At 59.9% G+C, this 15,887-nt stretch carries 15 protein-coding genes; 11 read left to right on the forward strand and 4 right to left on the reverse strand.

The features are described 5' to 3' along the window. Positions 1–12: 12 nt before the first annotated feature. On the reverse strand, positions 13–216 hold the full coding sequence (locus PW792_09555) for a hypothetical protein (GenBank protein ID MDE1162173.1): 204 nt from the start codon (positions 214–216) through the stop codon (positions 13–15). Here PW792_09555 and PW792_09560 point away from each other — a divergent pair. Together PW792_09560 and PW792_09565 are read left to right on the forward strand one after the other, a co-directional pair. After that, positions 215–2,191, forward strand: a complete 1,977-nt coding sequence (locus PW792_09560; protein MDE1162174.1) for a prolyl oligopeptidase family serine peptidase — start codon at positions 215–217, stop codon at positions 2,189–2,191. The two genes, PW792_09555 and PW792_09560, sit on opposite strands and share 2 nt — an antisense overlap. A 126-nt stretch (positions 2,192–2,317) precedes the next feature. After that, entirely contained in the window at positions 2,318–2,530 is a 213-nt protein-coding gene (locus tag PW792_09565) for a hypothetical protein (protein MDE1162175.1), read from the forward strand. On the opposite strand, the gene PW792_09570 is transcribed toward PW792_09565, so the two are convergent. Beyond that, positions 2,472–5,885, reverse strand: a complete 3,414-nt coding sequence (locus PW792_09570) for an amidohydrolase family protein (protein ID MDE1162176.1) — start codon at positions 5,883–5,885, stop codon at positions 2,472–2,474. The two genes, PW792_09565 and PW792_09570, sit on opposite strands and share 59 nt — an antisense overlap. 420 nt (positions 5,886–6,305) lie before the next feature. Here PW792_09570 and PW792_09575 point away from each other — a divergent pair, with 420 nt between their 5' ends. From PW792_09575 to PW792_09615, 9 genes are all read left to right on the forward strand, one after another. Beyond that, a complete protein-coding gene (locus PW792_09575; GenBank protein MDE1162177.1) occupies positions 6,306–6,749 on the forward strand; it encodes an ArgR family transcriptional regulator in 444 nt (147 codons plus the stop codon). Beyond that, on the forward strand, positions 6,742–7,812 hold the full coding sequence (gene argC, locus PW792_09580; GenBank protein ID MDE1162178.1) for an N-acetyl-gamma-glutamyl-phosphate reductase: 1,071 nt from the start codon (positions 6,742–6,744) through the stop codon (positions 7,810–7,812). Before PW792_09575 ends, argC begins: the two co-directional genes overlap by 8 nt. After that, positions 7,813–7,995, forward strand: coding sequence for a hypothetical protein (locus PW792_09585; GenBank protein MDE1162179.1), 183 nt, complete (start codon positions 7,813–7,815; stop codon positions 7,993–7,995). It begins immediately after the preceding gene. Between the two features lie 53 nt (positions 7,996–8,048). Next, positions 8,049–8,831 carry an acetylglutamate kinase gene (gene argB, locus PW792_09590; GenBank protein ID MDE1162180.1) on the forward strand — a complete coding sequence of 261 codons (783 nt, stop codon included), beginning with the start codon at positions 8,049–8,051 and terminating at the stop codon, positions 8,829–8,831. A gap of 70 nt (positions 8,832–8,901) precedes the next feature. Then, positions 8,902–10,149: an aspartate aminotransferase family protein gene (locus PW792_09595; GenBank protein ID MDE1162181.1), complete on the forward strand. Its 1,248-nt coding sequence runs from the start codon at positions 8,902–8,904 to the stop codon at positions 10,147–10,149. 56 nt (positions 10,150–10,205) lie between these two features. Beyond that, entirely contained in the window at positions 10,206–11,258 is a 1,053-nt protein-coding gene (gene argF, locus PW792_09600; protein MDE1162182.1) for an ornithine carbamoyltransferase, read from the forward strand. 97 nt (positions 11,259–11,355) lie between these two features. Further along, entirely contained in the window at positions 11,356–11,661 is a 306-nt protein-coding gene (locus PW792_09605) for an H-type lectin domain-containing protein (protein MDE1162183.1), read from the forward strand. Between the two features lie 22 nt (positions 11,662–11,683). Continuing rightward, complete coding sequence (gene argH / locus PW792_09610) at positions 11,684–13,180, forward strand: argininosuccinate lyase (protein MDE1162184.1); 1,497 nt, start codon at positions 11,684–11,686, stop codon at positions 13,178–13,180. Beyond that, the gene (locus PW792_09615; GenBank protein MDE1162185.1) at positions 13,173–13,754 is read left to right on the forward strand and encodes a GNAT family N-acetyltransferase; all 582 of its coding nucleotides are present in this window, start codon (positions 13,173–13,175) and stop codon (positions 13,752–13,754) included. Before argH ends, PW792_09615 begins: the two co-directional genes overlap by 8 nt. Before the next feature lie 90 nt (positions 13,755–13,844). On the opposite strand, the gene PW792_09620 is transcribed toward PW792_09615, so the two are convergent. Next, positions 13,845–14,498 carry a CatA-like O-acetyltransferase gene (locus tag PW792_09620; GenBank protein ID MDE1162186.1) on the reverse strand — a complete coding sequence of 218 codons (654 nt, stop codon included), beginning with the start codon at positions 14,496–14,498 and terminating at the stop codon, positions 13,845–13,847. A 129-nt stretch (positions 14,499–14,627) separates the two neighbouring features. Then, on the reverse strand, positions 14,628–15,599 hold the full coding sequence (locus PW792_09625) for an OmpA family protein (protein MDE1162187.1): 972 nt from the start codon (positions 15,597–15,599) through the stop codon (positions 14,628–14,630). Positions 15,600–15,887: the final 288 nt, after the last annotated feature.

Below are 15,887 nucleotides of genomic sequence, written 5' to 3' on the forward strand. Positions count from 1 at the left end.
ATCGCGTTCGGCTCAGCACATATTCGTTGTGCTGTAGCGTCGCGGTACATTCGCAGCCTCGCAAAATTCCTTCTGTACTGTGAATTGCCGCAGGGAGATGAATTTTGTACCAAGTGAGGCAACTTTTTTCTGCGTGGTACATTTTGCCGCCTCGAACTGCATATCCAGTACGCCTACATCCGCTTGCTTTTGCGGAACTTCGAGGAGGATTTTCATGCGTTCCAGACACACAGCCGCCGTGGCTGCCCTGATTTGTTTCACCACGTACACGGCCGCGGCTGCGGCACAGACGCCCTCGGCCGACGTCTTTGCCCCGGGCCCCAGCCTTGTGCCGATCTCCACGCCGACGGTGCCGATGTCGCTGATGCGCAAGGCTTCGCCGTATACCGAGCACCGCGACGCGCACTTCGAGTCCTGGAACCCGACCAAGCGTTCCCTGCTGGTGCGGACGCGCTTTGGCGAGGTTCCGGGGATTCACGAGGTCAGCCAGCCGCTGGGGACCCGTCGCCAGATGACGTTCCTCCACGAGCCTGCGCGTGAGGCGCACTGGCAACCGAAGCTAGGAACGTACTTCACCTATATGAGCGATACGGGCGGAGCCGAGCAGTATCAGCTCTTCCGCAAGGACGTGGCCACGGGCGAGACGACGCTGCTGACAGATGGCAAGTCGCGCAATATGTACTCGGCGGCTTCGCCGGATGGACACTACATTGCCTGGGCGTCGACGCACCGCAATGGCGCTGATCTGGATTTGTGGATGGAAGATCCGCTGCATCCTGAGTCGGCGCACATGCTGAAGGAGTGGAAGGGTGGCGGTCTGCAGGTGCAGGACTGGTCGCCGGATGCGAAGTCGATCGTCGTACTGAACTATGTTGCAGTGACGGACTCTTCCCTTTCGCTGGTCAATGCGGAGACGGGTGAGGTGCGGAATCTGACCGCAGAGTTGACTCCCGGCACGCCGATGTCGTGGGCGGAGGCTCGTTTCTCCCCGGATGGCAAGTCGATTCTGGCGCTCTCGGATATGGGCTCGGAGTATCACCGGCTGTGGCGGTTGCCGCTGAACGGTGGCAAGCCTGTTTGCCTGACGCCGAAGATTCAGCGCGGCATCGATGTCTACGCCATCACGAAGGATGGCAGCACGATCGCGTACAGCCTGAACGATGAGGGCGTGAGCCGTCTGCACCTGATGCGGGCCGCGACCGGCGCAGAGCTGCCCGCACCGACGCTGCCGACGGGCGTGATTATGGACATGGGCTTTCATCCGCTGACGGGTGAGCTGGCGGTCTCGTTTTCGACGCCGACGAAGCCGTTCGATGTGTACACGTTGCCGCGTGGCACCGCTAAGCTGGTGCGCTGGACGTCGAGCGAGACAGGCGGGCTGGACCTGAGCGATGAAAAGCCTGCCGAGCTTATCCATTGGAAGGCGACAGATGGGCTGAAGCTTGCGGGCTTCCTCTTCCGGCCTCCGGCACGCTATACCGGCAAGCGCCCTGTGATCATTGATATCCACGGCGGTCCTGAAGGCCAGGCGCGTCCGGATTATCTCGATGATTACCACGAGTATCACTACTTGATCCGCGAGCGCGGCATTGCGGTGATCTATCCCAACGTTCGCGGTTCTGTGGGCTTTGGCAAGACGTTTTCGAAGCTCGACAACGGCGTGAAGCGCGAGGACTCGATCACCGACATTGGTGCGCTGCTGGACTGGATTGCTCAACAGCCTGATCTGGATGCCTCGCGCGTGCTGGTGGCGGGTATGAGCTATGGCGGCTATATGACGCTGTCGGTGGCGACGCAGTACAACAACCGCATCAAGGCGTCGATTGACACGGTTGGGCTGTCGAACATCATCACCTTCCTGGAGCACACGGCGGAGTATCGTCGTCAGCTTCGTCGCGTGGAGTATGGCGATGAGCGTGACCCGGCTGTTCGTGCGGCGCTGGAGAAAATTGCCCCGGCGAATCTGGCGGGAAATCTCACCAAGCCGATGATGATCCTTGCCGGACAGCGCGATCCGCGCGTGCCTTACTCGGAGTCCCTGCAGATGGCGGCGGCGGCGCGCAAGAACAATGCGCCGGTCTGGTTTCTGGGGATGAAGGACGAAGGTCACGTCTTCCAGAAGAAGAGCAACATCGACTACGGCTTCTACCTGAAGATCATGTTCGTGGATGAGTATCTTCTGAAGCCCTAACCGCGTCTCTACGAGGCGCACGTCCGTCCATCACTCAGGAGTGCTGAGGTGATATCACTTCAGCACTTCCTGATGTACCCTTCCTAAGTCGCAGCGGGACCCACTTTTCAGGAGCCGAAACACACCGTGCCGGACCAGAGCCTAAATACGCACGCTGATTTCGAAGAACGCACAGCACTTGCCGCAGGTGGCTATCTGCCTGCCGAGGAGATGGGTGCGTTCAAAGAACACCTCCTCGTCTGCGAGGAGTGCAGCCGACTGTACGAAGAGATGGTGGAACTCACCCTTCTGCTGCAACTCTCTTCCGAAGAGATCTTCGAGACCCCACGCAAGAAATAACCAAAGTTTCTCCACCTGCTGAAAGCATAACGAGAACGGCCGCCTGCGCGTGCAGGCGGCCGTTCTCGTTGTGCTGCGGAGTTGTTACTTCTTCTCTATCGTGGGGATAGAAGTTCGCCTGCTGCCACCAGCGCTCGGGCGTCTTCTTTGCCTGCGGCCAGATTTCGTCCAGGTTGTCGCCGCTGTAGAGCATGCCGCCACGCATCACCCAATGCACGCTGTTCGTGTTGTGGATGTCGGCGAGCGGGTTGCGGTCGAGAACGACGAGGTCGGCGAGTTTGCCCGGCTCGAGGGAGCCGAGGTCCTTCTCCAGACCGATGGCCTCTGCGCCGTCGAGGGTGGCGACGCGGAGCACCTCCATCGGCTTCATGCCGCCCATGGCCATCGCCCACATCTCCCAGTGAACCTGGAGGCCCTGCATCATGCCGTGGCCGCCCATGCCGACGATGCCGCCAGCGCGAAGGATCTTCGCGGCGTCGGCTGCCTGCTGAGGAAAGATGTACTCGTCGTCACGCGTCCACTGCATGCGCTCGGTGTCGTGTGCGAGGACGTAGGGGTCGATGAAGTGCTGGATCTTCGGGTCGTCGTGCACCTCGGTGTGTTCGAGGAAGTACTGCGTAGCCGTGGGGCCGCCGTAGGCCACGACGAGCGTGGGCGTATACGTGGTCCGGGCCTGCGCCTGCAGTTGCACGATGTCCTTGTAGATCGGCGTCTGTGGGTAGTTGTGCTCGTTCCCGCTGAAACCGTCGATGACCTGCGTGAGGTCCATGCGGGTGTCGATGCCGCCTTCGGTTGTCGGCATGGCCTTCAACTCCTGCGAGGCTTCAACCATCCACTGACGCTGCTGGCGGTCGCCCACCATATAGCTCTTCAGCAGATGCGTGCGATAGTACTGGGTGTAACGGCGGACGGTGTCCTCGGCGTCCTTCAGCGAGTGGAAGTCGTTCTCGTGGAAGATGCCGGGGCCGGTGGAGAAGGCTCGCGGACCGAGCACCCGGCCGGTGTCGGCGAGGTCCTGGTAGGCGAAGGCGTCGATGGTGAACGTCTGAGGATCGCGGGCGGCGGTGACGCCGTAGGCAAGATTTGCCTCAAGCGGCCAGTTCTCAAGATCAAGCACGTCGCGCCGGACCTGTGTCCAGTGGGCGTGAATGTCGATGAGGCCCGGGATGATCGTCTTGCCGGAGACATCGAGCACCTTGGCGTCCGCGGGGACAGCAACCGAACCCTGTGGGCCTACGGCCATGATGCGATCGTGCGTGACGACGACGTCGGCGTTTTCGATGACCTGATCGCCGTTCATCGTGATGACGCGTGCGCCGCGCAGGACAACGCTTCCCTCAGGCATGGCACGCGGCTCTTCGACACGCAGGAAGGTGTGCTGCGTATCCAGCGTTGCGGCTTCCTTGGCGCTGGCTGCAGGTGTCTTCTTTTTTCCGTCTTCCGCCTTCGCAGAGAACTCCTGCGGGGCTTTCGCGACCTTGTCCGCATCGGCGCTTTCCGCCGCGATGACCGTGGCGACGGGAATGCGGAAGAGAGTGGCCCCAGTGGTCCAGTAGATCTGCTGACCGTCCGGCGACCAGCCGATGTCGTCCACGCCTTCGACGCTGACGCGCTTGCCAGCAAGGCTGGGCTTCATGGGATCGAACTCAACGGCGGGGCCGCCGATGCGGGGCAGATCCACGAGCCAGGCTTGATGGTTCACCAACGCCACGGCGCGCGTGCCGTCGGGGCTTGGTTCGACCAGCGTGGCGTTGATCAACTCCTTGGCACCCTGCACGTCCCTGGCCTTGACGACCATGAGTTCGCGCACGTCACTGCCGTCGCGGCGCATGGAGATCAGGCCCTTGGGGCCGTCTGCGTAGATCCGGTCAGAACCGTTGACGAAGCGCGGACGGATGATGCCGCGAGCAGGCGTGAGGACCTGCGCCTTGCCGCCGTTCGCGGGAACGCTGACGAGGTCCGTGCCGGGGACGATGTTGACGCCGTGGAACATGTACTCCACACGACGCTCGCGGCGCGACTCCAGCGACGCACGCAGCGAGAGGATTTCATTGCCGCTGGGGGACCAGACGGGATCGCTGAAGAAGCTGGTGCCGTCGGTCAGGCGGACGGGATCGGCGCCTTCGACGGGAGCCTTCCAGATGGCACCACCGGCTTCAGCGTCCCAGGTGACGTAAGCGAGGGTTTTGCCATCGGCAGACCAGGCTGGCTGGAACTCTGCTGCGTCGCTCTTCGTCAGGCGACGCGCTTTGCCTGTGGCGACATCCGCCACGAAGACGTGCGCCAGAGAGGAGAACGCGACCCACTTGCCGTCGGGCGAAAGCGTGGCGTCGGAGGTGATGCGAGCCACAACCGGGCCTTCTTCCACGCGATGCGCGGAGTGAACGAGCGGACCGAGTTCCTGCTTTACGTCTGCGGTGAACGGGATCGGCGAGGCCTTGCCCGTGGCGACGTACACGCGATGCAGCTTGCCCCCGTAGGAGACGATGATCGCCGAGCTATCCGGGGTGAATGCGTAGCCCGGCAGCAGATCGCGCGTGCCGATGCCCTCCTGCTCGTCGCGGTCGATGGGATAAGCGAGCCAGTGGTCTTCCCCGGTCGCGAGGTTCCTGGCCTTCAGTCCGGATCTTGCGTTGAGACGAGTGCCAAAGACCATCCACTTGCCATCGGGCGAGATGCGCGGACGAATCGCGGAGCCCTGCTCGTCGGTGATGACGTCGTCGATGCCGGTGGTGGTGTCGCGGCGAACGATCTGCCAGAGGGGAAAGACAGCGTTATAGCCAAAGAGGCCCTTCCGCTGGCTGTAGTAGATGTAGCGGCCGTCGGGCGACTCCACGGCGCTGGAGACGTTCAGTTGCTGACCGCTGGGCATATTCGGCGTGGTCGCAGCCTTTGTGATCTGCACACCGTTTCCGCCGAGCACGTCATACATCCAAAGCTCGCGGCCGCCAAAAACGTCGGAGGTCTTTTCGACCAGGATGTACTTTCCATCGGGCGTCCACTCGGGGGAGACCCAGCCGGTCTGACGGTCCTTGGTGAGAGCGCGCGCGGCTGTGCCGTCGGTGTTCGAGATCCAAACGTTCTGTGCTCCGTCGCGATCGCTGACGAAGACAAGCTGCTTGCCGTCCGGCGAGTAGCGCGGCTGGGCGTCGTACGCCATGCCCGTCATCAGTGGCCTGGCTTCGCCGCCGGTGATGGGGAGCGTGTAGAGATCGCCAAGCAGTTCAAAGAGGATGGTTTTGCCGTCGGGCGACAGATCGAGGGAGATCCATGTGCCTTCGTCGGTGGTGAAGTGGATCGTGCGCGTCGACTTCAACGAGAGCGGCTGCGGCACGAGACCCTTCTCCTGTGCCAATCCAACTGTTCCTGAAGCGCTAACCGCAATTAGAGCCAAAGCTGTGCAAGCGCGGCTGAGGCCACGCAAAGCGAACGGTCCATTCATGGTGTTCACGGTCTCCTGACAAGTAGTGGGAGGGTGCGCTCCGCGAACTGCTACTGGCAGAAGTAGCAGCCTCGCGGCGCAGAGTCAACGCCCGATCTATCGCTTATCGACATTTGCCCGCGCGGGCCTGGGGTAAGCCCTACCGGGAGAGCCGGATAGAGGCTGCCGGGGAGCAGCGATTTCCCACAGAAATTCATCTTCAGAATCTTGACAAAACGGGCTATGAATATTTATACATAAGGAGTGGATTTTTATGCACCGTGACGCATTTTCGGCGTCACGTTTTTGTTTTGCCTGAAATCAGTGTCGATTCGCGGAAAGGAGCGCATAAAGATGAAACAACAACGTCACAGCGCTATCCGCGATCTGCTGGTGAAGAGCTCGGTTGCCAGCCAGGATGTGCTTCGCCGCAAGCTGGCGCAGCGCGGCATCCACGTCACGCAAGCGACGCTCTCGCGCGACATTAAAGAGCTGAACCTGCTGAAAGGCCAGGCAGGGTATGCCCTGCCTGCGTCGTTTGCCGTGGAAGAGGACGATGATGAGCCTGAGCTTGCTGATGTGCTCGGGAGCTTCGGCCTTGAGGTGCGGCAGGCGCAAAACCTGCTAGTTTTTCTGACCACCACTGGCGGCGCGCAGCCTATCGCCGCTCATATTGATTACGAGGAGTGGCCCGAGGTCGTTGGCACGATTGCCGGCGACAATACCGTCCTCCTCGTTTGCCCGGACAACAAGCAAGCAACGGCCCTGAAGGCCCGCCTGGACTCATACATTGCCTAACGCTACGCCCAATTCGCTCCGCGTCGCCGTCGCGGGTGTGACCGGTTATGCCGGTGCTGAACTCGCCCGCATTTTGCTCGACCACCCGCGCTTCCGCACGCAGGCACCGATCTTTCTTGGCCGTCCGGCGAGCGAAGGCGGCGCGGCTATCGCGCTGACGTCGCTGCATCCGCAGCTCTCCGGTCTGCCGAATACGGATGGCCTTTCTGTGATTCCCTTCGATTGGAACGAGTTGCAGCGCGAAGGCGTGGAGTTGCTCTTCCTGGCGACGCCGCATGAGCAGTCGCGCGAGTGGGCGCAGCAGGCGCTGGCGCACGGCATCCGCGTCGTGGACCTTTCTGCCGCGTGGCGGCTGGACACGCCGGCGTATCGCGCGATCTACAAGTTGGAGGACACGCCTGCGACCGACGCGCTGCAGACGGAAGCGGTCTACGGCTCGCCGGAGTTGCATGGCGCAGAGATTGCCAAGGCGCGGCTGGTGGCCAACCCAGGCTGCTATGCGACCAGCGTGATCCTTGCGCTGTCGCCGTTAGTACGCGCCAATATCGTTGATCTATCCGCAGGGATTATTGCGGATGCAAAGTCTGGTGTTTCCGGCGCGGGGAAGGCTCCCTCCGCCACCACGCACTTCATGTACGCGGCGGACAATCTTTCGGCGTACGCGGTCTTCGGCCATCGCCACACGGGCGAGCTGTATGAACAGCTCCAGCTGCAGCCGGACCAGATCCAGTTCACGCCGCACCTGCTGCCGATTCCGCGCGGCATTCTTTCAACGGTGTATGTGCGCTTTGCGGAGCCGCAAACTTTGATGTCGGTGCAGGCGCTGTTCAACGAGTTCTACCGCGATGCTCCGCTGGTGCGTGTGCGACAGAGCCCGATGCTGCCGCAGATCCAGCATGTGGTGCGGACGAGCTTCTGCGATATCGGCTTCCAGCTTTCGCCAGACGGCAAGCGCGCGGTCATCATCGCCTGCCTAGATAATCTGTTGAAGGGCGCTGCCTCGCAGGCGGTTGAGAATATGAATCTGATGGCCGGATGGCCGCAACAGGAGGGCCTGATCTAAATGCGTACGACGATCCACACCAATACGCGCGGCCTTGAACCGGTGGATGAACGCTGCGAGTTCCTGCACCACAGCAACCGGCAGACAGCCACAACGCAGGCGGTCGACGCAGCAGAGATCGTGCTCGAGCAGCGACGACAAGCGGCTTCCAGCGAAGACTCGCTTCCCCTCTCTGCCCTCTAATCCGTTTTCTTTCTCACCACGAACATTTCGTATCTGACGCACGGAGCAACACCATGAAATTCGTCATTAAACTCGGCGGAGCCGGTCTGGAAAATCCCACCACGCTTGCGCTCGCTGCAAAGTCACTCGCAGAGCTCGTCGCGGACGGGCATAAGGTCGCTGTGGTTCACGGCGGCGGCACGCAACTGACCAAGCTGCTCGCACAGCTTGGCAAGAAGAGCGAGTTCGTTGCCGGCCTTCGCATCACCGATGCGGAGACTCGCGATGCTGCGCTAATGGTTCTGGGCGGCCGCGTGAACAAGACGCTGGTTGCAGCGCTGAACAAGGCTGGCGTTTCGGCGATGGGCCTTACGGGCGGCGATGGACACGTCTTCAAGGCGCGGAAGAAGCACACCGAGCATGACCTCGGTTTCGTGGGCGAGATTGCGGCGACCGATCCCAAGTGGCTCGACGCGATCTGGGCGCTGGGTGCGATTCCTGTGATCAGCTCGATTGCTCTCGGCTTCGACGGCGAGTACTACAACATCAACGCCGACGAGATGGCTTCGGCGTGCGCGGTGGCGACGAAGGCGGATGCGCTGGTGTTTCTCACCGACGTTCCGGGCGTGAAGGGTGCAGACGGCGAAGTAATGCGCTGGCTTTCGCTGAAGGATGTACCCGAGTTGCAGAAGCAGGAAGTGGTCTCCGGCGGGATGCTGCCGAAGCTGAACGCCTGCAAGGACGCCCTGGCACATGGCGTGAAGCGCGTGCGTATTCTTCCGGCGGATGCAGCAGACCTGCTGCCGTCCTTCAGCTCGCAGCGCATCGATCGCGGAACGGAAGTTCTAGCGGCGTAGTCGCTACGCAGCGAATGATTCTTTGCGCCGATGGCGCGACCTACAGATTGTGACAAAAGGAACGCACACCATGAGCCTGACTGAACTGCAAGCTGCCGAATCGAAGCTCCTGCTTAATACCTATGCCCGCTACCCGCTGGAGATGACGCGCGGCGAAGGCGTGCGCCTGTTCGATGCCGAGGGCAACAGCTATCTCGATCTGCTGTCGGGTATCGGTGTTAGCGCGCTAGGGTACGGGCATCCGGCTATCACGGCGGCGATCACCAAGCAGGCGGACACGCTCATCCACACGAGCAACCTCTTTTACAACGCAGTGACGACAGAGTTGGCGCTGCGCTTGACGGAGACGACCGGACTCGACCGCGTGTTCTTCTGCAACTCCGGCACAGAGGCCTGGGAGGCTGCGATCAAGCTGGCACGCGCACACGCGTTGCTGCTACGCAACGAAGGCAAACAGATCGGCACGAAGATTCTTGCGCTGGAGCATAGCTTCCACGGCCGCACGATCGGTGCGGTTTCAACGACGCACAAGGCGGCGTACCGCGAGCCCTTTGCACCGGTTATGCCGGACGTCGTCTTCATTCCGCATAACGATGTGGCTGCGCTGAAGGCGACCTTCGACAGCTCGTTCTGCGCGATTGCGTTTGAAGTACTGCAGGGTGAGGGCGGGATCAACCCGATCTCGCAGGAGTTCCTGCAGACCGCGCGTGAGCTTTGCGACAACAGCGGCGCATTGCTGCTGCTTGATGAGATTCAGTCCGGCATGGGCCGCACCGGCAAGTGGACCGCGTATCAGCACTACGGCATTCAGCCTGACGTGACGACGTTGGCCAAGCCGATTGCAGGCGGAATTCCGATGGGTGCGATGCTCTGCACCGAAGAGGCTGCGCGCGCGTTCACGCCGGGGATGCATGGTACGACTTTTGGCGGCAATCCGTTTGCGTGTGCGGTAGCTGTAGCGGTGGTCGACACGATCAAGCAGGACAAGCTGCTCGACCATGTCACTGAGCTTGGCGCATACTTCAAGCAACAGCTTGTCGAGCTCAGCAAGAAGCACACCGCGATTGTCGATGTACGCGGTACAGGCTTCATGCTCGGCGCAGAGGTTGCGTCTGCTGATCTGGCCAAGGACGTTCACGCCACGATGATGAACGAACACCGCATCCTGCTGAACCGCACGCACGAAACAGTGCTGCGTTTTCTGCCGCCGTACCTGATTACCAAGGCTGACGTCGACCAGACGATCGCCGCGCTTGATACTCTCTTCGCAGCAGCAGCGACGAAGAGCCAAACCGTCGCAGTTACGGCTGCATCGTAGACCGCATATTGCGGTCTGCACGTTGATTTTTATATTCAGTTTCGGAGCAACAAAACATGGATACCAAGACCATCACCATGCCGACTCGCGGCTTCTCTTCCAAGGCAGCCGCTGCTATTCAGTCCGACACACGCTTTACCGAGATAGCCAAAGGCCTCTCCGGTCGCGACCTTACCTCAATTGCCGACTTCTCGGCCGAAGAGCTTGCTGCGGTGCTTGAGCTGGCGCACGCGGTGAAGGCGCAGCCGGAAGAGTTTCGCCACGCGCTCGACGCCAAGCAGATGGTCATGTTCTTCGAGAAGGCCTCGCTGCGCACACGCCTGACGTTTGAGGCTGCGATGAACACTGTCGGTGGCAATGCCATCTTTGTCGACCAGACGAAGGAGCCGCTCGGACAGCGCGAATCGATTCCCGATGTTGCTCGCAACCTCGAGCGCTGGATGAACGTTATCGTTCTCCGCACCTTTGCGCATGAGACCGTTACCGAGATGGCCGCGAACGCCAAGGTGCCGGTGATCAATGCGCTCTCGGAGCTGGAGCATCCGTGCCAGGCTGTTGCCGACTTCATGACGCTTGAAGAGCGCTTTGGCGATCTGACGGGCCTGAAGTTCACCTATGTGGGCGATGGCAATAATGTTTGCCACTCGCTGATGCTGGCAGGCGCGCTGCTTGGTGTCCATGTGACCGTGGCGACGCCGAAGGGCTTCGAGCCCGACCTCGACATCATCCACAAGGCGATTGAACTGGCCGAAGAGCATGGTGGCACGATCACGCTGACGCACGATGCGGCCAAGGCTGCGATTGGTGCAGACGCGATCTACACCGATGTCTGCACGTCCATGGGCCAGGAGGCTGAGGCGACCAAGCGTGCGCCTATCTTCAAGCCCTACCAGGTCAACGAAGAGCTGATGGCGCAGGCGCAGGAGTCCGCCGTCTTCATGCACTGCCTGCCGGCTCATCGCGGCCAGGAAGTTACCGATGCGGTGCTCGACAGCGAACAGTCGGTGGTCTTCGACCAGGCGGAGAATCGTATGCACGCGCAGAAGGCGATTACGCTGATGCTGCTTGGCGGCGCGAAGCGGCTGCCTAAGAATAAGGTACGTCGGTAATTTCACTTGCATGCTCTCTTCAAGAAGAGAGCATGCAAATGCTTCGGTTCATGTCATTCCCTGCTTAGCCTGACACGGAGTTTCACACCACGACTGTATGACGATCACCGGCTCAAGGACGATCAACCTCCAACATCCTTCGATCAAAGAGGAGTTGAAGTTTGGCATCCTCGAATTCGCAGGAAAGAAGTCTGCGAAGGTTCCTGTCGTCTTCGAGTCAGCTTTTCCGGTTCCTCCCTCTGTGCTGGTCAGCCTCTCGGGAGTATGGAACCGCCAGGGTAGCTCCATCTGCGAACTGACCGCAGCCAACATTACCGTCGAGGGCTTCGATATCGTGGTTACGATAGGCCCTGAAGACAGCAACCTATCCCTTACCGCGAGCTGGCTCGCGACTAACGCCTGATTCGAAGGAAGCGAAGTAATCCATGTCCAGTACCACCGAACAACCCGCTCTCAAAATGTGGTCCGGCCGCTTCCGCGAGCCGCTTGATCGTACCTTCGAGCAATGGCAGCGCAGCTTCCCTTTTGACTGGCGTTTGCTGCCGCAGGAAGTTGCCGCGAGTCAGGCGCATGCGCGTGCGATTGCCGCGGCTGGCGTGCTTACTCCGGAAGAGCTGGACAAGATGCTCGCGGGGCTGGAAGCTGTTGGACAGCGTCCGCTGAACTGGTCGCATCGCATCTCGGCGACCTCGGGCATCCCCGATTACGAGACTTCAAATCAGCAGATCGCGGCCGCTATCGTCGCGTCTGCACCGCAGGCTGAGGACATTCACCACTACGTTGAGCTTGAGCTGACGAAGGAAGTCGGTTCGCTTGCGCTGAAGCTGCACACCGGTCGCTCGCGCAACGAGCAGATTGCCACAGATATGCGACTCTTCGTGCGTGAGGCGATTGATGCCACAACGCAGGGCCTTATCCGCTGGGCCGATGCCCTGCTCGCAGTGGCAGAGCGCTCAGGCGATGACGTGATGCCCGGCTACACACACCTGCAGCGCGCGGAGCCTGTGCTGGTTGCCCACTGGCTGATGGCCTATGTCTCCATGCTGGAGCGCGACCTTTCGCGCTTTGCGGACGCACGCGCGCGCATGAACTTCTGCCCGCTCGGCTCAGGAGCCATTGCAGGCGCAACGTTGAAGCTCGACCGCACGATTGCGGCCAAGGCGCTGGAGTTCACCGGACCAACACCGAACTCGATGGACGCCACCAGCGACCGCGACTTCATGCTCGACTTTGCGCAGGCTGCGTCGACGCTTGGCTTGCACATCTCACGCTTTGCGGAAGAGCTGACGCTGTATGCGACCGCCGAGTTTGGCTTCGTCGATCTGCCAGAGGCGTTCTCCACGGGCTCATCCGCGATGCCCCAGAAGAAGAACCCTGACCTAACCGAGCTTGCGCGTGGCAAGAGCGGCCGTTTGCTTGGCGCATCGACTGCGCTGGCGACGATCGTAAAGGGTTTACCGCTGGCGTATAACAAGGACCTGCAGGAAGGCCAGGAGCAGATCTTCGACATTGCCGACACGCTTGCTGGCTTGCTGAGTGTGCTGCCAAACTTCACGCGAGCGTTGAAGTTCCGTGGCTGCGCGATGGCTGTTGCGGCTGAGACCGGCTACCTAAATGCGATGGCCGCAGCGACGTATCTTTCGAACAAGGGTGTACCGTTCCGCAAGGCGCATGAGATCGTTGGCAACGCGGTACGCATGGGGCTGGAGCGCAACCTTGAGCTCAATGCCCTGCCGCTCGCGGATCTGCAGACACTGTCGCCTGAGTTCAGCGAAGATATCTTCGACGCCATCGACATCCGCGCAACGCTCGACTGCCATGACAACGCAGGAGGCACAGCAGTATCCCAGGTTCACGCCGCACTGCATGCCTCCAAGGCTCGCATTGCACTGCTTACTGCAAAGGAGGGCGCACTTGGCTAGCGATCCACATATTCGCGCCCATAAGGCCCGCCTTCAAGACGCGGAAGATATCTTCAACCTTGTGAACTCGCTCTCCGGCGACGGTACCCTGCTACGCCGGTCCTATGCTGAGGTCTGCGAGAACATTCGCGACTTCACCGTCGTCCATCGCGCGACACCTGAGGGAGAGCAGACCTTCCTTGGCTGCGGCGCGCTTCATCTTTACGGCCCGCACCTCGCAGAGGTGCGCTCGATTGTCGTGAAGCCGGAGTTCCGTGGCCTTGGCGCAGGCGATGAACTCATCGAAGCCCTGCTGCTCGAGGCCGAAGAGCACAAGGTGCTTAGCGTCTGCCTATTTACGCGCATCCCGACCTACTTCACGCATCTCGGCTTCCGCGAAGCCGATCGCGATGCGATGCCCGACAAGATCTACAAGGACTGTCAGACATGCCCGCGTCTCTATGCGTGCGATGAAGTTGCGATGGTCAAAGGCCCGCTGCCGAACGTTGCTGTTCTTGGACCGAAAACCGTGCAACGTCCAGAGCTTGTGCAGATCAACGCTGTAGCAACGCCGCAGCTTACTGGAACCCACTAAGTTAGCAGGGACCTTCAGACAACAGCGCACACGCCCAAAGAGGATGTGCGCTGTTCTTTTTTTGTGCCTCTTGCCTGTAATTTCAGCCGGTCAAACGACCTCAGGCTTTGCCAGGTACATTTCAAATCTCTCCACAAACTCCGCCACATGCGAACCATCCGCCAAAGCATGGTGCGCATGAATCGACACTGGCATCGCCTTCCTGCCGTTCGCATCTGTAATCTTGCCAAACGTGATTCTTGGAGCGGAGTCCGGTCTCTGGTCGTCGCGCGCATGCGAGATAGAAGTGAAGTCGAACCAAGGCAGGACCGAGTAGCGTATGAGATTTTGATACGGATAACGCTCCAGATCGTTCTCTGCTTTCACGCGTTCCAACACCTTCGCGCCTTCACGAGCAAACTCAACCACTGACGGTCGATAGATGTAGTGGCCAAAGCCAATTGTTCCGTTGGCTCGCCCCACCGCACTGCCAGCATGAATGGTTCGAAACGAATAAACCTTGCCATCCACGATGCGCGTTTTGAATGCCTCAATATCTTGAGCCGCGCGCAGCGAGCGATGCTGGAGCGAAAGAAACATAGAGAGTCCGTTCTGCTTCGCAAAGCGAAACGTCTCGGTGCAATCCACACGAAGGCAGACGCCATGAAAGGGCTCGCTAAACGTGGAAAACAACTCAAAGAGCGAACGCCGCTCCCAGCGTTCCATATCAATCTCTGTAGCGTGTGTATCGAAGGCGGAAAACATACGCTTCCAGCTTATCTTCCATTACTTCACTTTGCCTTTTCAACGAAGAAAAGCGGCGATTGTGTATAGACATTTCGCCTTTACACAATCGCCGCTCAGCTTAGGTTGCCGACTCAAGCCAGCAACAGATTACTGACCTGCAGGAGCCGCTGCCGGAGCAGCCGCAGGCTGGTCCTGTCCACCGGTGATGCCCTGGTTGACCAGCACCGTGACAACAACACGGCGGTTCTGAGCCTGACCTGTACGCGAGTGGTTATCAGCCACCTGGTTGGTCGTGCCCATTGCAGCAGGAGCAAGAATACGCGTGAGCGGTACTGCACCCGACTGCTGAATGACCGTCAGTACGTTGTCAGCTCGTTCACTGCTCAACTTCTGATTTCGGGCAGCATTGCCGACCTTCGAAGCATAACCCTGAACCTGCAGCATGAAGCCCTGCGTGCTCGCGGCCTGCTTCACGAAATCTTCAAGAGCGTCGCGGTCCTTCTTCGCGATTACAGAGCTTCCGTTGCGGAAGTTGATCGTGATGGAACCCTTCTCGGTGTAGGTATCGAGCTGACCGATGCGACCGTTGGTTGCCGTGATGGCCTGACCGTTCTGCGCAATCAGGTTGCCATGCTCATCGATCTTGCGGCCCTGATCATCGATACGATTTCCGGCAGCATCAAGATCCCGACGCTGGCTCATCAACTGATCACCCTGCGATGCGACCTTCGCATTGACGGGGTTCAAACCAGCATCAATCTGACGGGCTGTGCGAAGCGATGTTTTCGAAAATTCAACCTTGCGAGCGACCAATTCATGGTTCGGGTTGTAAGCACCCTCAACCTTTACGGCCAGTCCCGGGACAAGATCGGCTACGCCGTGATCCTTGTGGCTCCAGCCGAGGAAACCGCCCTTTTCCGTCGCCTTCGTCGAGTCTGAGAGCACCACAATCTGGCGTGGAGCCTCGCTGGTCTGTACATACATCGTTGGGCCATCGCGACCGATAATCATGCCTTCCACGTTCGCTTCCTGCGCATAGGCAGAAGCACCCAATACCGTGAACATGGCAACCGACATGCCAACACCAAATACCTGCTTGAATCGACGTTGAGTATTCATTACTAGCGTCCCCTTTTCTTCTCCAGCCGCTGGTCTTTGAAATGCACCACAGCATACGTTCAGCTTTACCAACTGCTGCATCAGCGTTGAACCGTCTTGCGACGTTTCCTAACCGACTTGAAACCTTAGACGGAGCCCTATAGCGCTCCCGATGCCTGACCACGGCAAAAAAGAAGGTGGAAAAGTTTCTATGCTCAATATTCATCCTGCCAAATCGTCGCAAACAATGGGATATGAGTCAGATACAAGATAAGTGGATTTTGTATTATTTGCGCGATATCGCCTTCC

This window comes from Acidobacteriaceae bacterium, assembly GCA_028283655.1.
In the GTDB taxonomy this organism is placed as follows: Bacteria; Acidobacteriota; Terriglobia; order Terriglobales; family Acidobacteriaceae; genus Granulicella.